Source organism: Pandoraea sp. E26, assembly GCF_000681415.1.
GTDB lineage: Bacteria > Pseudomonadota > Gammaproteobacteria > Burkholderiales > Burkholderiaceae > Pandoraea > Pandoraea pnomenusa.
Genome location: NZ_AYXJ01000009.1, coordinates 351,121 through 371,658, shown reverse-complemented (window position 1 = coordinate 371,658; position 20,538 = coordinate 351,121). Strand labels below are relative to the sequence as shown.

Genomic DNA, 20,538 nt, shown 5'->3' with positions numbered 1-20,538 from the left:
CGGGTGCGGGGCGGCGCGGATACAGGCTTTGCGCCGCCGGGGCCGCCTTATCGGGGGGCGGGCGGCGTCCCACGAGTGGGCTGAACGCTTCGCGTCGCACGCGCCGAGTCGTTCAGCCGCAGTCCCAGTTCGGTGCGGATGGCGGGCAAAAGTTCAGATGCCGTGAGACCTGCCGGCCCCTGTCCCGCGCTCACGCACCGCTCGGCGGCCCGCCCGTGAAGCCAGACGGCGCCCAGCGCGGCGGGTGTCGCCGGCATGCCCTGGGCAAGGAGAGCGCCGATGACGCCGGTGAGCACATCCCCCGTGCCGGCCGTGGCCAGTCCGGCATTGCCGGTCGTGTTGATCCAGGTGTCGTTGCCGTCGTCGATGACCGTGCCCGACCCCTTGAGCACGATGGTGGCGCCGAAATGCTGCGCCAGCGCGCGCGCGCACGCCAGCCGGTCGGACTGAATGCGCGCGACGTCGCAGCCTGCCAGGCGAGCGGCCTCGAGCGGATGCGGCGTCAACACGGTAGGGCCGGCACGGCGGCGCACTCGCTCGGCGAGCGAGGGCTCGATGGCGAGCAGATTGAGCGCATCGGCATCGATGACCAGCGGCGTATGCTCCAACGCCAGGGCCCGGGCAAGACAGGCGGTCGACGCCGCCGAGGTGCCGAGTCCCGGTCCGATCGCGACCGCCTGCATGGTGGCCAGATCCAGGCTTTCTGCCTGACGCAGCATCAGTTCGGGGTGAACGGGATCCCAGGACGGGCCGTTCTGGGCGACGAAACCGACGTAGACGCGCCCGGCACCCGACATCAGTCCGGCGCGCGCGCAGAGCAGTGGCGCCCCGACCATGCCCTCATGGCCGCCGAGTACCGCGAGCGATCCGTAACTCCCCTTGTGGGATGCATGACGGCGTTGCGCCAGATGTGGCTCGAATACTTCCGGCACGTTCGTGCGGATGCTGCTGGCCGTGAGCCCATCGTCGGCCCCGAGCGTGGCCACGAGCACGTCGCCGGACAGGTCGCGTCCGACACCCGTGAAAAGTCCAGGGCAGGCGCCGAGCATGGCAATCGTGACGTCCGCCCGGATGGCCGGACCGTCGGCGACACCGGTGGCGGCCATAAGTCCGCTCGGGATGTCGATCGCCAGCACCGGTGTGCCCTGCGCGTGGGCGTAACCGATGTTCTCGACGAGTGTGGCGGCCGCACCGTCGAGCGCGCGCGACAGGCCGATACCGAACAGGCCGTCCACGATCCATGCGTAGGCGGAAGGCTGCGGCCACGTCGTTGGCGCGGGGCGCACCGGCACGCCGGCGGCGATCGCCTCGTCATGCGCCCAGATGGCGTCGGGTGCGCCCGGGGGCGCAAGCTGCCAAACGTCGACAAGCACGCCGCGCCGCTGCAATTCGCGCGCCGCCACGTAGGCGTCGCCGCCGTTGTTGCCGGGCCCCGCGAGCAACAGGACCGGATGGCGGCCAGCCGTTGCCAGCGCGGGCAGATGGGCGTAAAGCCAGCTAGCGACGGCCGTCCCGGCGCGGGACATCAAGGTGTGCGGCGGCAGTCCGGCCGCGGCAGCTCTCTCGACATCGCGAAGGGCCGCGGGAACGTATAAGTCGCGGCAGGGGGCGCTGGGGTCGGAGGTGAAGGTGGCATCGGTGAGCGCCACCGACGTCTCGGGAACCGGGGCCGGGGGGCGACTCACGGGCCGAGACAGTGGACTCGCGCTGGCGGGCCCGGCAGGGAGGTTGGCGTGCAGAGGGTCGGACATGGCTGGCGAAGCTCCCGTAAGCCTGAGCGTTACCGCTTTATCGCTTTATCGCGCTGTCGCGCTGTCACCGGGCGCAGGCCGCGCGCCGCATGCCGGATGTCGTGCGAGGCGCGGGGCGGACGGCAGGGAAACCAGGGACGCGATGGCGCGCAGGCAACCTAGGTGTCGATCAGCAGATTATGCCGATATTGCGCCGTTCTGCCTGCAAGGATGTCTCCCGATGCCTTGCCGGCGGCGTCCGACGGGCCGCTCAGCGATCGTACCGGGCGAGCGTCAGGCCGTTCAGATCGATCTCGGGCGTCTGTCCCGAGATGACGTCGGCAAGCACACGCCCCGAACCGCAGGCCATGGCCCAGCCGGTCGAGCCATGGCCGACGTTGAGGAAAATGCCCGGCAGGTGCGTTGCCCCGAGCAGCGGCGGGCCGTCGGGCAACATCGGCCGTGCGCCGACCCACGATCTGGCTTCGCGATACTTCCCCGCGCCCGGGAACCAGTCGGTCGCCACCTTGTAGAGCGTGGCGATGGCGCGTTCGCGCAGCACCAGCTCGGTGTCGCCGAGTTCGGCTGTCCCGGCAATGCGCAGCCGGTTGCCCTGAGGCGTGATGGCGGTTTTGTACGACTCGTCCATGACGGCGATGCGCGGACTGAACAGCTCGTTCTTGACGGGAACCGTGATCGAGTAGCCCTTGATCGGCCAGAGCGGTAGATCGATGCCCAGCGGGCGCAGCAGTTCCGTGCTCGCCACTCCTGCCGCGATCACGACGGCGTCGGCGTCGAGCGTGGCGCGCCGGCCGCCTTCGGCGTGGCTCGAGGTCTCGACGGTGACCCCGGCGCGCCCAAGGTTCGAGCGCACCGACAGCACGCTTGTCTCGGTCGCCAGCGTCACGCCCATGTCGCGTGCGATCTGGGCCAGGCGCTTGGTGAAGAGTGGGCAGTTGCCGGTTTCATCGCGCGGCAGGTGCAGGCCGCCCGCGAGTTCGGCGTCGGTGGAAATCGCGGGCTCGAGCTTGCGACACTCCTCGGCCGTGAGCAGGCGGTGCGGCACCTCGTTCTCGGCGAGCATGGCGCGCGCGGGCTCGTTCATCTTGATTTCGCGCTCGGTGCGGAACAGTTGCAGGTAGCCTTGCGTGTGCTCGTATTCGAACACATGGACGTCGCGCAATTCGTGGAGGCAGCGTTGGCTGTAGAACGCAAGGCGCTGCATGCGCTCGCGGTTCGCGCGATAGCGTTCGAGCTTGCATTCGCGCAGCCAGCGCGCGGCCCAGCGCCACGTCCCCGCCGACAGGCCCGGCCGGAAGATGAGCGGGCTGGCCGAGCTGAACAGGTAGCCGAGCAGCTTGCGCGGCATGCCGGGCGCTGCCCAGGGCGTGACGTAGCCCGGCGCGATGACGCCTGCGTTGCCGAAGCTGCTCTCTTGCGCGACCGTGCTGTTGCGCTCGACGAGAGTGACCGTATGCCCCGCGGCGGCCAGATAGTAGGCGGTACACGTGCCGATAACCCCGCCGCCGATAACGATGACCTTCATTCCCAACCGTCTGGTGTGTGGCGAACGCCCGTTCGTTCGCTTGTTAGTGTCGTATTAGTGTCTTGCCAGTGACGTTTTGTGCCGGGCCTCGCCTCCGGGGTCGCCGGGCGGCGCGAGCCGTGTTCCGATTTCGAGTTCGGTACGGGGCGCATAGGTTACCAGAGAGCGGCCGCGACAGGGCGGCAGCGGGCCAGAATACGTGTTGCGCACTCGGGTATAACCCGGGGTAAGCAGGGTATAATCCCGGTTTGTCGTTCCCCCGCGTTTTGAACGCCTCGCCTTCCGTCCTTCCATGAATCACATTGCCTGCTTCGCCGGCGCCTTGGCGCTCTCCGAATTCCGCCAGCAACGTCTTCTGCAGACCCTGCAAGCCATCGACAGCTCGATCGTGCGCGTCGACGCGCGCTACGTGCACCTCGTGGCCAGCGTCGAGCCGCTCTCGAGCGAGGATGTGGCACGTGTCGCTGGTCTGCTTACCTACGGTGAGCCGGTGCGTGAAGAGCCGGTGGGCGATCAGCTGCTCGTGATCCCGCGGCTGGGCACGATCTCGCCCTGGGCGAGCAAGGCGACGGACATTGCCCGCAACTGCGGCATCGATCACGTGCGACGCATCGAGCGCGCGGTCGAATACACGATCGGCGTGAAGTCAGGACTGCTCGGCGGCAAGAAATCGCTGCCGGCCGACGTGCTCGCCCGCGTGGCCACCGTGCTGCACGATCGCATGACCGAGACGGTCGTCGCCTCGCGCAAGGACGCTGAAGCCCTGTTCGTCGAGCTGCCGGCCAAGCCGCTGCAGACCGTCGACGTGATCGGTGCCGGACGCGGCGCGCTCGAGGCCGCCAACCGTGACCTGGGCCTCGCGCTGGCCGACGACGAGATCGATTACCTGGTCGATGCCTTCACGAGCGTCAAGCGCAATCCGACCGACGTGGAACTGATGATGTTCGCGCAGGCGAACAGCGAACACTGCCGTCACAAGATCTTCAATGCGCAATGGACCATCGACGGCCAGGCGCAGGACAAGTCGTTGTTCCAGATGATCAAGAACACGCACCAGCTGCATCCGCAGGGCACGGTGGTTGCGTACTCGGACAACGCTTCGGTGATGGAAGGCGCCGAAGTCGAGCGCTGGTATCCGCGCGGCGCCGACGGCAAGTACGGCCGCAGCGTGGAACTCACGCATACGCTGATGAAGGTCGAGACGCACAACCACCCGACGGCGATTTCGCCGTTCCCGGGGGCGTCTACCGGCGCGGGTGGCGAGATTCGCGACGAAGGCGCGACGGGGCGCGGCTCCACGCCGAAGGTGGGGATGACCGGCTTCACCGTGTCGAACCTGGCGCTGCCGGACGCACGCGAAGCGTGGGAGAACGATCGTGACGTGGCGGTGCCGCCGTCGCTGCGCAAGCCCGACGACACCGGCGCGGACTACGGCCGTCCGGACCGCATCGCCTCGCCGCTGCAGATCATGATCGACGGTCCGCTGGGCGGCGCGGCGTTCAACAACGAATTCGGCCGTCCGAACCTCGGTGGCTACTTCCGTACCTATGAACAGAACGTGGGCGGTCGTGTACGCGGCTATCACAAGCCGATCATGATCGCCGGCGGCATGGGCAACATCGCCGCGCAGCACACGCACAAGCACGATCTGCCGGCCGGCACGCTGCTGATCCAGATCGGCGGTCCGGGCATGCGCATCGGCATGGGCGGCGGCGCCGCAAGCTCGATGGCGACGGGCACCAACACCGCGGAACTGGACTTCGACTCCGTGCAGCGCGGCAATCCGGAAATCGAGCGTCGTGCGCAGGAAGTCATCAACTGGTGTTGGCGTCAGGGCGAGGCCAACCCGATCCTGTCGATTCACGACGTGGGGGCGGGCGGTATCTCGAACGCCTTCCCCGAGCTGGTCGACGGTGCGGGCAAGGGCGCGCGCTTCGACCTGCGCCAGGTGCAACTGGAGGAGTCTGGCATGTCGCCGGCCGAGATCTGGAGCAACGAGGCGCAGGAGCGTTACGTGCTCGCGATCGCACCCGACAGCTTTCCCGCATTCCAGGCCATCTGCCAGCGCGAGCGTTGCCCGGTGGCGGTGGTCGGCGTGGCGACCGACGAGCGCCAGCTGAAGCTCGTCGATCCGATGCATCCGGAGTCGCCGGATCCGGTGGACATGCCGATGGATGTGCTGCTGGGCAAGCCGCCGCGCATGCATCGCGACGTGAAGCGAGTGCAGGCGGCGCTGCCTCCGGTGGACGTGACCGGCCTGTCGCTCGACGACGTGGCGCGTGCGGTGCTGCGTCATCCGACCGTGGCAAGCAAATCGTTCCTCATCACCATTGGCGACCGCACGGTGGGCGGCCTGACGGCGCGCGACCAGATGGTCGGTCCGTGGCAGGTGCCGGTGGCCGACTGCGCCATTTCGCTGATGGACTACGCCGGCTATCGTGGGGAAGCGATGACGATGGGCGAGCGCACGCCGCTGGCCGTGATCGACGCGCCCGCATCGGGCCGCATGGCGGTTGGCGAAGCCATCACGAACATTGCGGCGGCGCCGATTGCGTCGCTCGACCAGATCAAGCTGTCGGCCAACTGGATGGCGGCCTGCGGCACCGAAGGCGAAGACGCGGCGCTGTTCGACACGGTCAAGGCGGTGGGCATGGAGCTGTGCCCGGCGCTGGGACTGTCGATCCCGGTGGGCAAGGATTCGCTGTCGATGCGCACCAAGTGGGAAGACGCCGGTCGCGGCAAGGACGTGGTGGCGCCGGTCTCGCTGATCGTGTCGGCGTTCGCGCCGGTCGAGGACGTACGTGGTCATCTCACGCCGCAACTGCGCTCGGCCGCCGACGTTGGCGAGACAGTGCTGATCGCCATCGATCTGGGGCGCAACAAGCATCGCATGGGCGGCAGTATCCTCGCTCAGGTGACGCAACAGATCGGCGACGTGGCGCCGGATCTCGACGATCCGGCCGACCTCAAGCGCTTCTTCGACGCCATCCAGAAACTCAATCGCGACGGCAAGCTGCTCGCGTATCACGATCGTTCGGACGGCGGTCTGTTCGCCACGGTCGCGGAAATGGCGTTCGCGGGGCATGTCGGTGTGTCGCTCAACGTCGACATGCTCACGCTCGACGACGGCTTCGAATCCGATTACGGCGACGCGAAGGACTGGGCCAAGCAGACGGCCGGTCGCCGGGAAGACAAGACGCTGCGCGCGCTGTTCTCGGAAGAGCTCGGCGGCGTCATCCAGGTGCGCGCATCGGAGCGCGACGCCGTGCTGCAGGCGCTGCGCGAAGCGGGTCTGTCGGCGTGCACGAACGTGATCGGCAAGCCGAACACGACTGACGTCATCGAAATCTATCGCGACGCGAAAAAGGTCTTTGGCGCGCCGCGTGCGGAACTGCAGCGTGTGTGGTCGGAGGTGAGCTGGCGGATCGCGCGTCTGCGCGACAACCCGGCCGCGGCCGACGCCGAGTACGAAGCACTGAACGACACCAGCGATCCGGGCCTCTCGCCGAAGCTGACGTTCGACCCCAGCGAAGACGTCGCGGCACCGTTCATCGCGATGGGAGTGCGTCCGAAGGTGGCGATCCTGCGAGAGCAGGGCGTGAACTCCCACCTCGAAATGGCTTACGTGCTCGACAAGGCCGGCTTCGACGCGTACGACGTGCACATGAGCGATTTGCTCGCCGGCCGTCACTCGCTCGAGACGTTCAAGGGCTTCATCGCCTGCGGCGGTTTCTCGTACGGCGACACGCTGGGCGCCGGCGAAGGCTGGGCCAAGACGATCCTGTTCAACCCCTCGCTTGCCGAACAGTTCGCCGGGTTCTTCAATCGCGCCGACACCTTCGCTCTGGGCGTATGCAACGGTTGCCAGATGATGAGCAACTTGTCGAACCTGATTCCGGGCGCCGCGGCGTGGCCGAAGTTTACGTATAACCAGTCGAAGTACGAAGCGCGTCTGACGCAGGTCGAGGTGCTGGAATCGCCGTCGCTCTTCTTCAAGGACATGGCGGGCTCGCAACTGCCGATCGTGGTCGCGCACGGCGAGGGCTACGCCAACTTCGGTCAGCAGGGCAACATCGACCAGGCGATTGCCGCGATGCGCTTTGTCGACCATCGGGGGCAGCCGACGGAGCAGTATCCGTACAACCCGAACGGTTCGCCGCGCGGGCTGACGTCGGTGACGACGGCCGACGGTCGCTTCACGGTGATGATGCCGCATCCGGAGCGCGTGTTCCGCACGGTGCAGATGAGCTGGGCACCTGCCCAGTGGGGCGAAGACAGCCCGTGGATGCGCATGTTCCGCAACGCGCGTCGCTGGGTCGCCTGATTGCCGATTCGCGAGGGCGATGTGCTGTCGCCCTTGCCGGCATGCATGAAGGCCGCTTGCCTCGTTCGTCAGGGCAGGCGTCTTTCCCGGCGCCGGCGCGGATAGCGGCTCGCCCGGTCAAGCCGGGAAGGCCACAAAAAAACCCGCCTTTCGGCGGGTTTTTTCGTTCGGCGATGCCGTTGTGGCAGTTACTGAATCTTGGCCTTTTTCTCGAGGCCTTCGATGAAGCCTTGCAGCTTCTCTTCCTGCATCTGCTGCACGAGTTGCGGCTTGACGTCCGACAGCGGCGGGATTTGCGCGTCGCGCACGTCGTCGAGCTCGATCACGTGATAGCCGAACTGCGTCTTGACCGGGGCCTGGGTGTATTGGCCCTTCTGGAGCTTTTGCAGTGCATCGGCGAATTCGGGCACATAGGCATTGGCCGGCGACCAGTCGAGGTCACCACCATTCTTTGCCGAACCCGGGTCCTTCGAATACTGTTTGGCGAGATCTTCGAACTTCGCGCCGCCCTTCAGTTTCGCGATGATCTCCTTGGCGGTGTCTTCCGACGGCACCAGGATGTGGCGCGCGTGATATTCCTTGTCGCCGAACTGCTTCTTCAGTTGATCGTAGCGGGCTTGCACTTCGGCGTCGCTCACCGGCGAGGTCTTCTGGAAGTCGGCGATCAGCGCGCGGATGAGCACGCCTTGCTCGGCGAGCTTGAGCTGCGCCTTGACGTCCGGTTGCGAGGCCAGACCCTTGCTGACGGCTGCCTGCGCGAGCACTTCGCGCTTGACCAGTTCTTCGCGCACCTGCTGCTGCAACTGCGGCGAGTTCGGCTGACCCTGACGGACCATTTCGCGCACCATGGCGTCGGCGCGCGACACAGGCACCGGCGTGCCGTTCACGACGGCGACGTTCTGGGCGAGCGCAGGGAGGGAGACGGCGGTCAGCGACACGGCGGCGCCGAGCGCCATGGCCGTGCGGGCGAGTTTCAATGCCATGCTGTTTTTCCTAACGAATGACGAAGGCAGGGTTAATCGACGGGGGACGCGTCGCATGCGGGTCACGCTTCACCGGGGGCGAGCGCGACGATGGCGAGGGCGTGAATGCCGTTCTGCATCAAATCGGCTAGCGCATCATACACCAGGCGATGACGTGCCACGCGGTTACGTCCGGTAAAGGCGGCCGAGACGATGCGCAGATTGTAATGGCCGCCCGAGGCGGCGCCGGCATGGCCCGCATGGCGGGCGCTGTCGTTCTCCAGTGCGAACTCGAGGGGGGCGAGGGCCGCCGTGAGGCGCGCTTCGATTTGCTGTTCCATGCTCATGACGGAGGCTTCCTGACGGACGTTGGACCTTATTCGTCCTGCTTGATGTACTTCGCGAGCCAAAGGCTCTGCACGACGATGAACACGACCATGAGGCCCATGCCGCCGAAGAGCTTGAAGTCGACCCAGGTATCGGTCGAGAAGTGATAGGCGATTACCAGGTTGAGCGCACCCATGGCGAGGAAGAACAGCGCCCAGCTGAAGTTGACGGCGCGCCACAGGTTCTCGGGCAACGCCATTTGCTTTTCCATCATCGCGCGGATCAGGTTCTTGTCGAACACGAGTTCGGCGACGAACAGCGTGATGCCGAAGAGCCAGTAAAGTGCCGTGGGTTTCCACTTGATGAAGGTTTCGTCGTGCAGCAGCATGGTGGCACCGCCGAACACCACGATGATCGCCAGACTGACCCATTGCATGGGCTCGACCTTGCGGTGTCGCAGCCACATCCACAGGACCTGAGCAATCGTCGTCGCGATGGCAATGCCGGTAGCGACGTAGATGCCGGCGAACTTGAAGGCGACGAAAAACAGGATGACCGGTAACAGGTCGAAAAGAAATTTCATGAAGTCTCGGCTTGGGGGCTTCGGGAGATTTGGCGTCCTGAGCCCGAGAATATCGGAGGGCCGGGCGCAAACCCGCATTATATTTCAAAGCCCCGGCGGGCGAGCGCGGCGACGCGCGAAACGTGCGGCGCGCACGAGCGCCGCGGCCGCCTCGATTTACTCGATGATTTCAATGCGTTTGACGTCGATATCGTTGGGCTTGAGTCGATGCTTGTCGACTTCGCCCCAGATGCGCACGTGCGTCTTCTCGGTAATTTCGCGACCCGGCGGCAGGTGCTTGTCGTCGAGCTCGATTTCGATGGTCTTGCCGGCGGCGTCGCGGAAGGTGTAGTGCTCGTGTTTGAGCTTGTTGACGATGTAGCCCTCGATGACGGCTTCGACGTCCTTCGGTGCGGCGAGTGCCTGCTCCACTGTCACGGCACGTGGCATGACGGCGGGCACGGCAACCGTGCCGCCAGCCGAAGCCGACGGCACGTTGACCTGAGCCTGCGCCGGGGAACCGAAGGCAAACGCGCCGGCGATGAGCGTGGCGGCGACGGGCAGGAAGGCGAAGCGATTCGATTTTATGGACACGACATGGACTCCCTAACAATTTGGGTGGACGCAAGCCTACTGCCAAAAAACGCCGATTCAGGGTGAAATGCCGTCGATTTCACGCCATTTCACCGGTATTTTGTGGCACATGGCCACTGTTTGAATGCCTCGATCCGCCAAAGTTCTGTGCTCCGCCGTCGCACGGCGCTCAGTCTTCCTTCGGCGACTCCGTCTGGCCGTCCTTGTCCTCGAAATCGAGCGAAGCGGAATTGATGCAGTAACGCAATCCGGTCGGCTGCGGGCCGTCTTCGAACACGTGGCCGAGGTGGGCGTCGCAATTGTGGCAGCGCACTTCCACGCGCACCATGCCGTGACTGTAGTCCATCACCTCGTCGATGCCCGATTTGTCGATGGGTTTCGAATAGCTTGGCCAGCCGCAACCGGCGTCGAATTTCTCGGTCGACTGAAACAGCGGCGCGCCGCAACACACACAGCGATAGGTGCCGTCCTTCCAGTGATCCCAGTAGCGGCCCGTGAACGCGCGCTCAGTCGCGGCGTGGCGCGTGACCTGGTATTCGACGTCGTCGAGTTGGGCGCGCCATTCGGCGTCGCTCTTTTCCACTTTGCTCATGAGGTTCTCCTGATGGGTGACGGCCGGTGGTTGCCGTCACGCGTCGTATGACTGCGCACTCGCCACAGATGGGGGCGGCGTGCGTGTTTTGCAATGCGCCGCGCTGGCGCGAGGCCGCTCAGGACGAGCAACTGACCTCGAGTTGTCCGGCCCAGTCGGGGGGTAATTCGGCGTAGCGTTCGAATTCCGGCTGTTCGTCGTAGGGGCGCGAAAGCACCTTGAGCAACGTGTCGACTTCCGAGAAATCCTTCTCGTTGGCGCGCCGGATCGCAATTTCGGCCAGATGGTTGCGCAGGATGTACTTGGGATTGACCAGGCGCATGGCCACCGCGCGCTTCGCATCGGTGCTCGCCTCGTGCCGCAGGCGGGCGCGATAGTCCACGGCCCAGGCGTCGAAACCTTCGCGATCGATGAACATGTCGCGCAACGGGGCGTCGGCTGACGGGGCGTCGAGCTGGAGTGTGGCGAGCTGACGGAACAGATGCGTGAAGTCGACGCGCCCCTCGTGCATCAGCTTGAATAGCCGGTTGATGAGCGTCTCATCATCCGCATGCGACTCGCGCAAACCGAGCTTGGCGCGCATGCGCAGATCGATCTCCTCGGCGAAGCGGGTCTTGAACACGGGCAACACCGACTGCGCCTGCTCGATGGCCGCATCGCCTTCGCCGAACAGCGGCAACAGCGACTGCGCGAGGCAGAACAGGTTCCAGTAGGCGACATTCGGCTGCGCCTGGTACGCGTATCGGCCCTGCGAATCCGAATGATTGCAGACGTGGTGGGCGTTGAATCCGTCGAGAAATCCGAAAGGGCCGTAGTCGATCGTCAACCCGAGAATCGACATGTTGTCGGTGTTCATTACGCCGTGACAGAAGCCCACGGCTTGCCAGTGCGCCACCAGTTCGGCCGTCGCGTCGCACACCGCCTCGAGCATTGCGAGGTACGGATTGGCGGCCTCGCGGCAATGCGGATAGTGGTGATCGATCGTGAAGTCGGCCAACTGCCGCAGCGCCTCGTACTGATCGGCGGCCCAGAAATGTTCGAAATGCCCGAATCGGATGAAACTCGGCGACAGGCGCGTGACAACCGCGGCCGTCTCGATGGTTTCTCGACGCACGGGGGCGTCGGAGCCGATCACGCACAGCGCGCGCGTGGTCGGCACGCCCAGATGGAACATCGCCTCCGAGCCAAGAAATTCGCGAATCGACGAGCGCAGCACCGCACGGCCGTCGCCCATGCGCGAATAGGGCGTCAGTCCGCCCCCCTTGATCTGGATTTCCCAGCGTCCTCCCGGACCGTCCGACTCGCCGAGCAGCAGTGCGCGACCGTCGCCCAATTGCCCGGCCCAGACACCGAATTGATGCCCGGAATAGACGCTCGCGAGCGGGTCGCCGCCGGTCAGTGGTGCGTTGCCCGCAAAGGTGGCGAGAAACTCGGGGTCGCGTGCCGCGGCGGGCGACCAACCGAGCAGCCGGGCGGCGTCGGCCGAGAAGCCGACCAGGTAGGGCTCGGGCAACGGTTGCGGCGACAGGCGCGTGTAGAAATCCGTGCCGAGCGTGGCGAAGCGGTTGATCAGACGGAGCGGTCCGAACGGTTCGAGCGAATGAGGCGCAGCAGCGCAGCGGTCGTTGGCCGGCATTGGGGACGTTCCTGATGGTGAACAAACATTCTACTTGAGGTATCCGTCGCGTGCTGCCGGGGCCTCGCCCTGGCGGGCTGGCACGCGCCAAGTGCTGGCGCGGCGCGCGGCGTGCCGCGGTGTTGCGGCGCACAAGCGAAGGGCGTTGACCCGCAGCGCGCGCGCGTCAAGAATGATTCTCCGCGGTGCTCACGAATGCACGCATCACACGTGCCAACTCGCGCTTCACGCGCGGCGCGCGTCGCACGAATGCCGATCGCTGTTCCCGACGTATCCCCGTAATTCCGGTATTTCCGACTTTCCTGGAGATTCGACGCATGGCAACACCGCTCCTCGGCCAGATGATGGCCGCGCCGCTGCTGATTTCCTCGCTGCTCACGCACGCCGCCCGTCACCACGGCGATACCGAGATCGTGTCGCGTCGCGTGGAAGGCGACATTCACCGTTATACGTGGCGTGACGCCGAGCGGCGGTCGCGACAGCTTGCCCAGGCCCTGCGCCGCCTTGGCGTGCGTGACGGCGAGCGCGTGGGCACGCTCGCGTGGAACGGCTACCGCCATCTCGAGCTTTACTACGCCGTCTCGGGCATGGGCAGCGTGATTCATACGGTCAATCCGCGCCTGTTCCCGGAGCAGATCGCCTACATCGTCAATCACGCCGAAGATCGCTTCGTCGCGTTCGACATTGGTTTCCTGCCGCTGGTCGAGGCGATCGCGCCTCAGTGTCCGGGTGTCGAGGGCTGGATTGCCCTGGCCGACCGGGCGCATCTGCCGCCCTCGCAGTTGCCATTGCTGTGCTACGAGGACATCGTCGAGGCGGAAAGCGGCGATTTCGTCTGGCCGTCCCTCGACGAGCACACGGCGTCGGGCCTTTGCTACACGTCGGGCACGACCGGCAACCCGAAGGGCGTGCTCTACAGCCATCGCTCCACCGTGCTGCATGCCTTCGGTGCGTCGTTGCCCGATGCGATGGCGATGTCGGCGCGCGACGCCGTGCTGCCGGTGGTGCCGATGTTCCATGTGAACGCCTGGGGACTGCCGTACTCCAGCGCGCTCGTCGGTGCCAAGCTCGTGTTTCCGGGCAAGGATCTCGACGGCAAGTCGCTTTATGAACTGTTCGAGGCCGAGGGCGTGACGTTTTCGGCGGGCGTGCCGACCGTGTGGCTGGGGTTGCTCACGTACGTCAAGTCCATCGGTGCGCGTTTCTCCACGCTCGAGCGTACGGTGATCGGAGGATCGGCCTGTCCGCCGGCCATGCTGCAGACCTTCGAGAAGGACTACGGCGTACGCGTGATTCACGCCTGGGGCATGAGTGAGATGTCGCCGCTGGGCACGCTGTGTCATTTGCGCAAGCATCATCGCGACCTGCCGGCCGAGGCGCAGCAGCATATTCTGGAGAAGCAGGGCACGGCGATCTATGGTGTCGACCTGAAGATCGTGGGACCCGACGGCGAAGCGTTGCCCTGGGACGGCAAGGCGTTCGGAGACCTTTACGCCCGGGGGCCGTGGGTGCTGGAGCGTTATTTCCGCGCCGACGCGTCGCCGCTGGTCGACGGCTGGTTCCCCACCGGCGACGTGGCGACCATCGATGCCGAGGGATATGTGCAGATCACGGACCGAAGCAAGGACGTCATCAAGTCGGGCGGCGAATGGATCAGTTCGATCGACGTCGAGAACATCGCCATGGCGCATCCGGAAATTCACGAGGCCGCGTGCATCGCCATGCCGCATCCGAAATGGGAGGAGCGGCCGCTGCTCGTGGTCGTACGCAAACCCGGCTCGTCGCTGTCGCGCGAGGACGTGTTGGCGTTCTATCAGGGGCGCGTCGTGAAGTGGTGGATTCCGGACGACGTCGTCTTCGTCGACGAAATCCCTCACACCGCAACCGGGAAGATGCTCAAGCTCAAACTGCGCGAGAAGTTCCGCGACCATCGCGCGGCGTCTTAGCTTCGACGCTCGCGTCGCGTCCCGGCCGGCGCCCGTCGGCCCGGGGCATAGGCCATGGCAGCCAGGGTGGCGGCGTGCCCCGACCGGGGCTGGGAAAGCGCCGAGCGCTGCCTCGGACGCATCCGAAATCCTGTAATGGCGGCGCTTTTCGCGCGATTCGTCAGCGGTCGCCACGTCCGTCCCCTCTATAATGTCAGCCTGAAATTTCCCCGACGCGGCGGCTTCTGCCGCGTCTTTTCCTGACGATTCCGAAGGAGACGCAGTGCATCTGCTGAGTGCCACCGCCGGCCTCGTACTCGTGAATGGGGTGAGCTATGGCTTGCTGCTGTTCATGCTGTCCAGCGGACTCACGCTCATCTTCAGCATGCTGGGGGTGCTGAACTTCGCGCATGCGAGCTTCTACATGCTGGGCGCGTACTTTGCTTACGCGCTGTCGGCGCGGATCGGGTTCTGGGCGGCGCTGATCGCGGCGCCGCTGCTCGTCGGCGCTGTCGGGGCATTGTTCGAGCGCAGCGTGCTTCGGCGGCTACGGGCGCGCGGCGTGCTGGCGGAGTTGCTCGCCACGTTCGGGCTGGCCTACGTCGTGGTCGAGCTGGTGCAGTTGGCGTGGGGGCGTGGTCCGGTGGACTATGCCGTGCCGGCCGTTCTCGACGGGACCCTGATCGGCATCGCGGGGGTGGCGGTGCCTGCCTACCGATTGTTCCTGATGCTGCTGGCGTGCGCGATTGCGCTTCTCGTGTGGGGGGCGCTGCGTGCCACGCGCGCCGGGCTCGTGCTTCAGGCCGCGCTGTCGCAGCCCGCGATGACGCAGGCGCTCGGCTACGATGTGCCCGCGCTATACACGGGCGTGTTCGCCTGCGGCGCGGCGCTGGCGGCGCTCGCCGGCGCGGCAGGCGGCAATGTGCTCGTCACCGAACCGGGGATGGCGGCAACGGTGGGCAGTGTCGTGTTCGTGGTGGTGGTGGTCGGCGGGCTCGGATCGTTGGGCGGGGCTTTCGTGGCATCGCTGCTCATCGGGCTGTTGCAAACGTGGGCCGTCACGAGCGATGCGAGCCTGGTGGCGTGGTGGCCCTCGGCGCAGGGGGGCGCGCTCGCCCCCCTGGCACCCCTCGCGCGCCTGAGCGTGGCGCAGCTCGCGCCCGCGGTGCCATATCTGTTGATGGTGGCGGTGCTTTTGTGGCGCCCGCGCGGGCTTGCTGGCGTGCGGGAGGGATGATGCGGGACATCTCCGTGGTCGCCGCTCCGATCGCGCGTCGAGCCATCGCGTGGGTGTGCTTCGCGGCGGTCCTCGGCGTTGCCCCCTGGTGCTTTCCTTCCGACGCCGCCCTGACACTCATGACGCAAATGGGAACGGCGGCGATTCTCGCGCTGTCGTTCAATCTGCTGCTCGGGACGACGGGACTGTTGAGCTTCTGCCACGCGACCTATGCCGGCGTGGGCGCCTACGCCGCGGTGTGGTGCATGAATCGTATCGGCTTGCAGGGCTGGCCCGTCTCGATGGCGCTGGTGCCGCTTGCGGGCGCATTCGCCGGAGGCATTGCGGGCGCCACGTTGGGCTTTGTCACCACGCGTCGCGCCGGCATGACGTTCGCCATGATTACGCTGGGCGTCGCGGAACTCGTCTGGGTGATGGCCGCCATGCTGCCTGAGTGGTTCGGCGGCGAGCGCGGCATACCGACGGACAGAACGCTCGGCGCGGCTTGGTTCGGTGTGACGTTCGCGACGCAGCGCGAAGTCTACGGGCTGGTCGCGTTCTGGTGGTTCGTCTGCGCCACGCTGATGTACGGCGTGACACGCACGCCGCTGGGGTTTCTTGCGCGCGCCGTACGGGATAACGACGGTCGGGTCGCGTTCCTCGGACAATCGCCGGCCGCTGTGCGTTACCGCATGCAGATCATCGCGGCGGCGTTCGCCGGTCTGGCCGGCGCGCTGGGTGCGCTGAATTTCGAACTGGTCAGCGCCGATACGTTCAGCCTCGAGCGCTCGGGCGTCGTGCTCGTCTTCACGGTGCTCGGCGGTGCGGCCTACTTCGTCGGACCCATGTTAGGGGCCGTGATCGGGGTGTTGGCGACCGTGGTGCTCGCCACATTCACGCGGGCGTGGCAGCTCTACGTAGGGCTGGGGTTTCTCGCCGTGGTGATCTTCGCGCCCGGGGGCGTCGCGGGGCTGATGGCGGCGCACGTGCAGGCGTGGCGTTGCGGCGCGGTACGTCGGCTGTGGAAGCCCTATGCCGGGGTTTGCGTCGGCATGGCGCTGTTTGCCGGCGGCCTGGTCGCGATTGTCGAGATGACCTACGGTTCGCGTCTGGCGGCCGACGCCGGGGTGTCGGCGAACGGCGGCGCGAGCACACCCGGCGCAGGCGCATGGGCGCTGGCCGCGCTGGCGGCCGTGGCCGGGCTGGCGGTGCTTGTGCGCACGGGGGCTCGATTGCGTCGCGCGGTGGCCGCCATGCGCATGTCGGCGCAGGAGGGGCGATGAAGCGCGCGACGAAACACGCGACGACCGCCGCGACGCCCGCACCAGTGCTCAGCATCCGTGGGCTGCACAAGTCGTTCGGCCGGACGCAGGTGTTGTGCGGTGTCGATCTGACGCTGACGGCCGGGGAGCGTCTGGCCATCATCGGACCGAACGGCGCTGGCAAAAGTACCTTGTTCGACGTGATTACCGGCCGAACGCACGCCGACAAGGGCCGTGTTCTGCTGCACGATCGCGACGTCACCGGGCGCGCGCCGCACGTCATCAGTCGTCGCGGGCTGTCGCGCAGTTTTCAGACGTCGCAGTTGTTCGGACACATGAGCGTGATCGACCATCTGCGTTGCGCGGGACTTTGGCCGAGCGGCCACCGCTACACCTTCTGGCGGCGCATGCGTGGACTTGACGACGTGACACGGCGCAGCGAAGCCTGGCTGGCGCGCCTTGGACTGGAGGCTCGGCGCGACGTGCCGGCGGGCGCGTTGAGTTATGCGGAACAGCGCGTGCTCGAAGTCGGGATGTGCGCGGCGTCGGCGGGCAGCGTGATGTTGCTCGACGAGCCGACCGCCGGGATGAGTCAGTCGGAGTCCGCGCGCATGGTGGCGCTCATTGCGGAACTGAGCCGCGGGCGAGCATTGCTGATGATCGAGCACGACATGCGGGTGGTTTTCTCGCTGGCGGACCGAATCGCCGTGCTCGCGCGAGGCGCGGTCATCGCCTGCGACACGCCGGAGCGAATTCGTCGGCATCCGGATGTTCGTACCGCGTATCTGGGCGAATATGCCGACGCGCTCGGACCCGCCGGCGCCGGGGAGGCCCGCGATGCTTGAGCTGATCGACGTCCGTGCGGGGTATGGAGGAAGCCGTGTCCTGCACGGCGTCACGCTGCGAGTGGGTCCCGGGGAGATCGTGGCGGTGCTCGGCCGCAACGGCGCAGGGCGCTCCACGTTGGCCAGGGCGATCATGGGGCAAGTGCCGCGAGAGGGTGAAATTCGCTGGCAAGGACGATCGCTGGTCTCGCTCGCGCCGCATCGAATCGCACGCTTGGGCATTGGCTACGTGCCGGAGACGCGCGATGTCTTCGCACCCCTGACGGTGACGCAGAATCTGCTGCTGGGCCAGCGGGCAAGTCGCGGGCTGTTGGGAGGATGGGGACGTCTGCGCGCAGGGCGGCAGCGCTCGGGTGAGGCCATTGCGAATGAGCGTCGTGCGCTTACACTCGCGCAGGCATTCGAGCGGTTCGAGGAGCTCGCCCCGCGCCGGGACACGCCGGCGGGGGCGCTCTCCGGCGGCGAGCAACAGCTGCTCGCGCTGTGTCGGGCCATGATGGCCGGGCCGTCGTTGCTGATCGTTGATGAGCCGACCGAAGGTCTGGCGCCTCGTGTCGTCGCGCGAATCGGGCGAATCCTCACGGATCTTCGGGCCACTGGCGTGGCGATCCTGCTGATCGAACAGAAGCTGTCGCTCGCGCTCACGTGTGCGCAACGGGTTGCGGTCATGGGCCGAGGCGCGCTCGTCTTCGAGGGCGAGCCGGAAGCGCTGGTCGCCGCGCCCGCGGTCCGGCGCGAATGGCTCGAGGTCTAGCGCTGCGCTAGAATCGAACGATCGTATTGCTGCGGCCTGCGTGCTCGCGGCACCCCCAACGAACGGACAATACAAGGATAGAGACAACGATGAGCACGGCTTACGAGATTCGCGACGGCATAGCGGTCATTACGCTGGAGAATCCCCCTGTCAACGGCCTGGGACATGCGACCCGCGCGGGTATCGCCGAGGGGCTGGCCAGCGCCCAGGCCGATACGCAGGTGCGAGCCATTGTGCTGATCGGTGCCGGCAAGGCATTTTCCGGCGGAGCGGATATCCGCGAGTTCAATACGCCGAAGGCCACGCAAAGTCCGCTGCTGGTGGACGTGATTGCCGCGCTCGACGCCTGCACCAAACCCGTGGTTGCCGCGGTCCATGCCGTCGCCATGGGCGGCGGTCTGGAGCTGGCATTGGCGTGTCACTACCGGGTGGCGCTGCCCGGGGCGCAGATCGCACTGCCGGAAGTCAAGCTCGGGCTGTTGCCTGGCGCGGGCGGCACACAACGACTGCCGCGCGCCATCGGTGTCGCACGTGCGCTCGACATGGTCGTGTCGGGTCGCGTGGTGAAGTCGGAAGCCTTGGTCGGCACGCTCTTTTCGAAACTGTTCGAGGGCTCGCATGACGACCTGCTGACTGGCGCCATTGCCTTCGCCAATGACGTGGCCGCGCGCGGCGAGACGTTGCCGAGGTTGCGCGATGTCGCGATCGACGACCCCGACGGCGCCGCGAAAGCGGCCATCGACGCCGCGAGAGAGAAAGTCCAGCGAGAGCAACCGCACTTTCCTGCCCCACATAAATGCGTGGCGGCCGTGGAGGCGGCACTGTCGCGTGCGTTCGACGACGGCGTGAAGTTCGAGCGCGAGTGTTTCTTGGCACTGGTCAGCTCGCCCGAGTCCAAGGCCTTGCGTCATGCCTTTCTCGGCGAACGCGCGGCGGGCAAGATCGCGGATGTGCCGGACGATACGCCGGTGCGCACGATCGAGCGCGTGGCCGTGATCGGCGCCGGCACGATGGGCGGCGGCATTGCCATGACGTTCGCCAATGCGGGACTCCCGGTCACGCTCGTCGATACGACCGACGCCGCACTGGCGCGCGGTCTCGAGACGATGCGCGGTAACTATGCGCGTGCCGTCACGCGCGGCAAGCTCGCTGCCGATGAGGCGGACAAGCGCCTGGCCCGCATTCACGGCAGCACGGATTTCGCGGCGGTCGCCGACGCCGACCTGATCGTCGAGGCGGTCTTCGAGGACATGGCGATCAAGCAGGTCGTCTTTCGCGAGCTCGACAAGGTGGCCAAACCCGGCGCGATTCTCGCATCGAACACGTCGACGCTCGATCTCGACGCGCTCGCGCGGACCACGTCGCGGGCGCATGACGTGGTCGGTATGCATTTCTTCAGCCCGGCCCACGTGATGCGTCTGCTCGAAGTGGTGCGCGGCGCCGACACCGCCAAAGACGTGCTGGCCACCGTCATGAAGCTCGCCAAGCGAATCGGCAAGTTGGCCGTGGTGGCACGTGTGTGTGACGGTTTCATCGGCAATCGCATGCTCGAACCGTACTTCAAACAGTCGCAGTGGATGGTCGAGCAGGGCGCAACGCCCGCGCAGGTCGACGCCGCCATCGAGCGGTTCGGCTTCGCGATGGGGCCGTTCCGAACCAGCGATCTGGCCGGCAACGATGTCAGTTGGGCGATCCGCAAGCGACGTCACGCCGAGCATCCCGGCATTGCATATCCGAAGATCGCCGACGTGCTGTGCGAGGCCGGCCGGTACGGACAGAAGACGCACGCTGGCTGGTATGACTACGCCGAGGGCGACCGCACACCGCGCGAATCGGCAAAGGTGGCGCAGATGCTCGACGACTACCGCAGCGCGAACGGTATCGCCCCACGTGTCTTTTCCGACGAAGAGATCGTGGATCGCCTGGTCTACGCGCTTGTGAACGAAGGCGCCAAGGTGCTGGCCGATGGAACGGCGGCTCGCGCGTCCGACATCGACATGGTGTATCTGAATGGTTATGGGTTCCCGCTCTGGCGCGGCGGTCCGATGCTCTATGCCGACAGCATTGGCCTCGAGAACGTGCTGGCACGTGTGCGCGAATTCGCCCAGGGCGAGCATGGCGAAGATTGGACCCCGGCGACGCGACTCGTCGAACTGGCCGAGGCGGGCAAGCGCTTTAATGGTTGAGCGGCGCGTGGCAACTGCTGAGCGATACGATGTCGGGCGACGGGTTCGCCGGATCGACGTGACGCCATCGCGGGACG

Annotated in this window: 15 protein-coding genes; 7 read left to right on the top strand and 8 right to left on the bottom strand. The window is 66.3% G+C overall.

Annotated features, from left to right (window positions below):
* Window positions 1-47: 47 nt before the first annotated feature.
* Both W930_RS26520 and W930_RS0107140 read right to left on the bottom strand, forming a co-directional pair.
* A complete protein-coding gene (locus W930_RS26520) occupies window positions 48-1,751 on the bottom strand; it encodes an NAD(P)H-hydrate dehydratase (protein WP_145929461.1) in 1,704 nt (567 codons plus the stop codon).
* A gap of 250 nt (window positions 1,752-2,001) precedes the next feature.
* Window positions 2,002-3,276 carry a D-amino acid dehydrogenase gene (locus W930_RS0107140; protein ID WP_023874521.1) on the bottom strand — a complete coding sequence of 425 codons (1,275 nt, stop codon included), beginning with the start codon at window positions 3,274-3,276 and terminating at the stop codon, window positions 2,002-2,004.
* 292 nt (window positions 3,277-3,568) lie between these two features.
* Between W930_RS0107140 and purL the strand changes: the two genes are divergently transcribed.
* The gene (purL, locus tag W930_RS0107135) at window positions 3,569-7,600 is read left to right on the top strand and encodes a phosphoribosylformylglycinamidine synthase (protein WP_023874520.1); all 4,032 of its coding nucleotides are present in this window, start codon (window positions 3,569-3,571) and stop codon (window positions 7,598-7,600) included.
* A gap of 188 nt (window positions 7,601-7,788) precedes the next feature.
* On the opposite strand, the gene W930_RS0107130 is transcribed toward purL, so the two are convergent.
* From W930_RS0107130 to W930_RS0107105, 6 genes are all read right to left on the bottom strand, one after another.
* The gene (locus W930_RS0107130) at window positions 7,789-8,583 is read right to left on the bottom strand and encodes a peptidylprolyl isomerase (RefSeq protein WP_023595750.1); all 795 of its coding nucleotides are present in this window, start codon (window positions 8,581-8,583) and stop codon (window positions 7,789-7,791) included.
* Between the two features lie 62 nt (window positions 8,584-8,645).
* Window positions 8,646-8,909 (bottom strand): BolA family transcriptional regulator, encoded by a 264-nt coding sequence (locus tag W930_RS0107125; protein ID WP_023595751.1) that lies wholly within the window; start codon window positions 8,907-8,909, stop codon window positions 8,646-8,648.
* A gap of 29 nt (window positions 8,910-8,938) precedes the next feature.
* Window positions 8,939-9,472, bottom strand: a complete 534-nt coding sequence (locus W930_RS0107120) for a septation protein A (RefSeq protein ID WP_023595752.1) — start codon at window positions 9,470-9,472, stop codon at window positions 8,939-8,941.
* A 156-nt stretch (window positions 9,473-9,628) separates the two neighbouring features.
* Entirely contained in the window at window positions 9,629-10,045 is a 417-nt protein-coding gene (locus tag W930_RS0107115; RefSeq protein ID WP_023595753.1) for a YgiW/YdeI family stress tolerance OB fold protein, read from the bottom strand.
* A gap of 169 nt (window positions 10,046-10,214) precedes the next feature.
* Window positions 10,215-10,637 (bottom strand): peptide-methionine (R)-S-oxide reductase MsrB, encoded by a 423-nt coding sequence (gene msrB / locus W930_RS0107110; RefSeq protein WP_023595754.1) that lies wholly within the window; start codon window positions 10,635-10,637, stop codon window positions 10,215-10,217.
* Window positions 10,638-10,755: 118 nt separating this feature from the next.
* Entirely contained in the window at window positions 10,756-12,273 is a 1,518-nt protein-coding gene (locus W930_RS0107105; protein WP_023595755.1) for a YdiU family protein, read from the bottom strand.
* A 317-nt stretch (window positions 12,274-12,590) separates the two neighbouring features.
* Between W930_RS0107105 and W930_RS0107100 the strand changes: the two genes are divergently transcribed.
* The 6 genes from W930_RS0107100 to W930_RS0107075 all read left to right on the top strand — a co-directional run bounded on the left by W930_RS0107100 (window position 12,591) and on the right by W930_RS0107075 (window position 20,461).
* Window positions 12,591-14,219, top strand: coding sequence for a 3-(methylthio)propionyl-CoA ligase (locus W930_RS0107100; RefSeq protein WP_023595756.1), 1,629 nt, complete (start codon window positions 12,591-12,593; stop codon window positions 14,217-14,219).
* 262 nt (window positions 14,220-14,481) lie between these two features.
* Complete coding sequence (locus tag W930_RS0107095) at window positions 14,482-15,435, top strand: branched-chain amino acid ABC transporter permease (protein WP_023874516.1); 954 nt, start codon at window positions 14,482-14,484, stop codon at window positions 15,433-15,435.
* The gene (locus tag W930_RS0107090) at window positions 15,435-16,697 is read left to right on the top strand and encodes a branched-chain amino acid ABC transporter permease (protein ID WP_024788475.1); all 1,263 of its coding nucleotides are present in this window, start codon (window positions 15,435-15,437) and stop codon (window positions 16,695-16,697) included. Before W930_RS0107095 ends, W930_RS0107090 begins: the two co-directional genes overlap by 1 nt.
* Window positions 16,694-17,521 carry an ABC transporter ATP-binding protein gene (locus tag W930_RS26515; protein ID WP_023874514.1) on the top strand — a complete coding sequence of 276 codons (828 nt, stop codon included), beginning with the start codon at window positions 16,694-16,696 and terminating at the stop codon, window positions 17,519-17,521. Before W930_RS0107090 ends, W930_RS26515 begins: the two co-directional genes overlap by 4 nt.
* The gene (locus W930_RS0107080; RefSeq protein ID WP_023874513.1) at window positions 17,514-18,275 is read left to right on the top strand and encodes an ABC transporter ATP-binding protein; all 762 of its coding nucleotides are present in this window, start codon (window positions 17,514-17,516) and stop codon (window positions 18,273-18,275) included. Before W930_RS26515 ends, W930_RS0107080 begins: the two co-directional genes overlap by 8 nt.
* 89 nt (window positions 18,276-18,364) lie before the next feature.
* Complete coding sequence (locus W930_RS0107075; RefSeq protein ID WP_023874512.1) at window positions 18,365-20,461, top strand: 3-hydroxyacyl-CoA dehydrogenase NAD-binding domain-containing protein; 2,097 nt, start codon at window positions 18,365-18,367, stop codon at window positions 20,459-20,461.
* The last annotated feature ends 77 nt before the right edge of the window (window positions 20,462-20,538 follow it).